The sequence below is a fragment of the Pricia sp. genome (assembly GCF_041745955.1).
GTDB lineage: Bacteria > Bacteroidota > Bacteroidia > Flavobacteriales > Flavobacteriaceae > Pricia.
The window spans coordinates 1-3138 of record NZ_JBGTHY010000241.1 but is presented as its reverse complement, the minus strand read 5'-3'; the positions used below and the strand labels follow the sequence as shown (position 1 = coordinate 3138).

The 3138-nt window shown below is 46.2% G+C and carries 2 protein-coding genes; both read left to right on the top strand.

The genetic code is table 11. The features are described from left to right. Window positions 1-1942 (top strand): outer membrane beta-barrel protein (locus ACEW8S_RS08700; protein ID WP_373517767.1); only part of this gene is annotated, 1942 nt, incomplete at its 5' end. Between the two features lie 15 nt (window positions 1943-1957). Continuing rightward, the coding region (locus ACEW8S_RS08695) for a SusD/RagB family nutrient-binding outer membrane lipoprotein (RefSeq protein ID WP_373517766.1) at window positions 1958-3138 on the top strand (1181 nt) is incomplete at its 3' end.

The following is a 3138-nucleotide window of genomic DNA, read 5'->3' as shown; positions in this document are numbered from 1 at the left end:
CGAAAACAATAGCAATCCACCGAACGTTGGCCAACAGGACAATACGATTCCCGTATCCCTCTTTAATGTGGCCAATTCAATGCCTTTGGACGTTTGGAGGGAAAATGCGTACGATGCGAACGGTGATGAAATCGTGTACTCCCGTTTCCGGAACAGGACCAATCCCTATTTTGTTTTGGACAAACAGTTCAACAATATCACTAGGGACCGTATATTTGGAAACTCATCCCTCAACTATAATTTCTTTCCGTGGTTATTCGGGCAGATACGGGCGGGCCAAGATTACTGGTCCAGGGATCAGGATTATAATGGTTTTCCCACAGGTCATGCTTCCAGACCACCCGCACCGGATGGTTTTGTCAATGGTACGTACACTCAGGAAGTACGTCGATTTCGGGAAACGAACGTGGACTTTCTATTATCCGCCTCAAAAGATTTCGGGAAGGATTTCGGATTTGGTCTGACGGTCGGCGGAAACAAAATGAAGAGGGTTTCAAAATTGAACCGTGTTAATGTGAACGACTTTATCATTAGAGATCTATACACGGTGCAGAACGGTAGGGTTAAGGACCCCATCTACAATTTGTCGGAAAGAGGTGTGAATTCTTTATACGGCAGTATGGATCTATCCTATAAAGAAACTATTTATTTGAACGGAACGCTTCGAAATGACTGGTTCACTACCTTATCACCTGAAAACCGAAGTATTCTATATCCTTCGATATCCGCAAGTTATGTATTTTCCAATAATCTCGAAGACTCAAATTGGTTGACTTTCGGTAAATTGAGGGCCGCTTATGCAGAAGTAGGAAGCGATACCGACGTGCCTCCCTATTCCGATGTGCTGTTCTACAACATTAACGCCAACCTGTTCGCGAATTCCGACGGGCAGTTACAACCGGTTGCAGGCGCAAATACCAATACCTTGCCCAACCCCAATCTTAAGCCTGCCCGTGTTACAGAGGCAGAGATAGGTTTAGACCTTCGGATGTTCGATTCCCGTGTAAATTTAGATTTGAGTGTATACCGTAAGACCACTTTAGATCAAATCATTTCCGCCCAGATCTCGAATACTTCGGGATTTGAAAATACGCTCATCAATAGCGGCGAAAGTCGAAGCGATGGAGCGGAAGCCCTTTTAACCTTTGTGCCTTTTCGAAACGAAGACTTTCGTTGGGATATTATTTTGAATGCTTCCTACAACAAGACAAAGGTAATTAGCTTGCTGACGGATGAGCCCGGTGAAAGTATCGTAGTGGGTACGCATGCCTTCAATGGATTCCTTTACCAAGTCGTTGGCGAAGAAATCGGTCAGCTGGCCGGTTTCGGGTACCAGTTCGACGATCAGGGCCGCCAGATTTTCGCCGATGATGGACGGCCACAACGTTCCGACGATATCGTCTTTTTCGGAAGTGCCTTGCCCAATTGGATAGGGGGTATCACCAATACTTTTAAGTACAAGAATTTTAACGCGTCTTTCTTGGTCGATTTTAAGTTAGGGGGACAGATGATTTCGGGTACCAACTTTAACGCTACCCGCCATGGACTCCATAAACAGACCCTTCCCGGTCGGGATACCGGGGTAGTTGGGGTCGGGGTAAACGAAGCCGGCGAAATCAACCAAGTGGCCACGGAATCACAGACCTATTGGGAGGTCATAAGATCGCAACAGCTCATAGAGCCTATAGTTTACGATAGTGGTTTTTGGAAATTGCGACAGTTGACCCTTGGATACGACTTTGGAGGGCTGCTCTCCGAAAATGCAATGGTTAAAGCGGTAACTTTAAGTTTGTTCGCCAACAATTTGTTTATCATTAAAAAATGGGTGCCGAATATCGATCCCGATTCCTTCGGATATAGTTCGGATAACGTATCCGGACTGGAGTCCACCGGTGTCCCGACTACCCGTAGTATCGGTTTTAACCTAAACTGCAAATTTTAAATAAAGAAAAAACTCATGAAAAATTGTATCCTAAAATATATGCTTTTTGCCGGCATGGTTTTGATTTTCTCCTGTGACAAAAATTTCGAGGAGATCAACACGAACGAGGTCGATCCGACTAGTGCCAGCGTCGATCCGGTATTTCTACTGAACAATGCCATAATCAACACTTCGAATTCGAATGCGCAGCTTATTTACGACATGGGTATCGTACAACAGATCATTTCCCCGAATTCCGGGGTGCTTACCGGTGCTAATTACAATCAGGAAAACCGTGAATTCGCCCAACAGCATTGGACCAAGTTGTACGAGAACGTAATAAAGAATACGGGAGATATCAAGGCACAGCTGTCGGCGGAAGGCGCCACCGTTCGTCCCAACCTCTTGAATATGACTCGGCTGGTAGAGGCCCTGGCCTTTATGGTCCTTACCGACGAACATGGCGATGTACCTTATTTCGAGGCCGGCAAGGGGGTGTCGGATCAAATTGTTTTGCCGGCGTACACACCGCAGGAAGAGATTTATAAAGACCTTATCAATGTGGTAAGGAACGCCTCCGCCGATTTGAGCGACACTGCACCCTCAGAAAATGGTGAGATAATGTATTCGGGGGATATCGATAAATGGAAACGTTTCGGAAATTCATTGTTGTTACGGTTGGGAATGCGGCTTACCGAAGTAGACCTGACGTTGGCCGAGCAAACGGTAAAAGAGGCGTTCGCAGGTGGGGTAATGCAAGCGAACGATGATAATTATGTAATCCGGCACGATAGCAACTATACCAATAATGCCGGAGTAACCTTAAATGCAACGGAGGCCAATAATTATTACATGACGGGATTTTTTGTGGATTATTTAAGGGACATGAACGACCCAAGATTGGAATCCATTGCCGTACGTTATATAGGGGCTACCTCTGGACCCGAACAGATTCCTGAAATTGGATCCACCGATCCCGATGACCAAATCGGTATGCCGATCGGTTATGACAATTCCACTATTGGCGGTGTTGCCACATCCATGGACCTGGCCAGTTTTTATGCCTTTACGCAAGTGGATCGTTACCGCTTTATCAAACAGACGGCTCCGATGTTTATGGTGACTCATAGCCAAACGCAATTGCTATTGGCCGAAGCAGCGGTCAGGGGCTGGGTTTCGGGAGACCCCGGGGATTATTTTCAAGAGGGTATACGTGC